The sequence below is a fragment of the Enterocloster sp. 210928-DFI.2.20 genome (assembly GCF_020554465.1).
Taxonomy (GTDB): domain Bacteria; phylum Bacillota; class Clostridia; order Lachnospirales; family Lachnospiraceae; genus Enterocloster; species Enterocloster bolteae.
The window spans coordinates 1-1,016 of record NZ_JAJCHK010000090.1 but is presented as its reverse complement, the minus strand read 5'-3'; the positions used below and the strand labels follow the sequence as shown (position 1 = coordinate 1,016).

Here is a 1,016-nt window from a genome sequence, read left to right as displayed (position 1 = left end):
TATAGCTACTTTTTCAAAGTTAAAACATGAAGCAAGTAATTTTAAATCCGTATTGCGCACATCAGTATGTTAATTCACCAAAAACTCATTTTTATTCATTTTAGTTGCTGTGTACAATACGGATTTAAACAATTATTTGAAGAGTACGGCGTTACAAAAAGGTTCAACAAGTGCAATAATAGCTACTGAAAAAAAGATAACCGATTTTTATATTAAATTCCCAATTCCATTTAATTCCAATCCGAAAGTTGTTGCTGGTTTCTATAGTACAACAGAATTTATCGAATATGGAAATATGACTCCAATGGTTAGTGATGTTTCAAAAACTGGCTTTACAGTAAGAATTGCCAATAATTCTAGCCGTGAATTACAGCCTGCTATATATTGGATAGCAATGGAATGATTGTTTAAAGCATTGCCATCCATGACCCTAACGGGGCTAATGATGTAGTGTGGGCATTAGCGACCCTAAACGTAAAACCAGTTTTACTTGCATTAGCAACATAGGGTGTAAGTAGACCATATTTTTCAGACTGGCTACTGGAGCGGAGGCTGACCATAATCTTTGGGATTGTGGGAAACGGATTAGGAAAAGTGATATCAAAATCTGTTGTTTTACCGGGAGCGCATTCACTGAGAGATGCATTTCCGGCTTGTATATCAGTGTTTGAAATACTCTGTTTCCAATCTCCCCATATAGCGTTAGACTTTGATTTAAAAAATATTTTTTCGGAACCTGCAGTTATATATAAAATAGTCCCATAGTTAGCAGACGACATACAAATTATGGCAGTTCCTGATTGTAGAGTGGTCAATCCCTCTTTATACGGAGTGTTTTTTGTGTTGTCACCGCAATTGACAATCCGTTTTCCCAAGGGACCAGCTTCAGCTTCGGATATCAAATCTGTGATTACTGCGCGATTATTTAAATCCGTATTATGCCCGGAAGTGCAAAAAAAACAGCACGCATAACAATTCTATATAATTATAACTGTGCTCAACATCCCCCATAAGCG

General features: G+C 36.5%; 2 protein-coding genes. One reads left to right on the top strand and one right to left on the bottom strand.

The window, feature by feature from the left end:
* Positions 1-136: 136 nt before the first annotated feature.
* On the top strand, positions 137-403 hold the full coding sequence (locus LI015_RS27930; protein ID WP_157140337.1) for an H-type lectin domain-containing protein: 267 nt from the start codon (positions 137-139) through the stop codon (positions 401-403).
* A gap of 4 nt (positions 404-407) precedes the next feature.
* On the opposite strand, the gene LI015_RS29130 is transcribed toward LI015_RS27930, so the two are convergent.
* Positions 408-779, bottom strand: coding sequence for an H-type lectin domain-containing protein (locus LI015_RS29130; RefSeq protein WP_416387961.1), 372 nt, complete (start codon positions 777-779; stop codon positions 408-410).
* Positions 780-1,016: the final 237 nt, after the last annotated feature.

Excerpts from the sequence above, each read along its gene's own strand:
- LI015_RS29130 (WP_416387961.1), bottom strand. The coding sequence starts at position 779 with ATGTCGTCTGCTAACTATGGGACTATTTTATATATAACTGCAGGTTCC.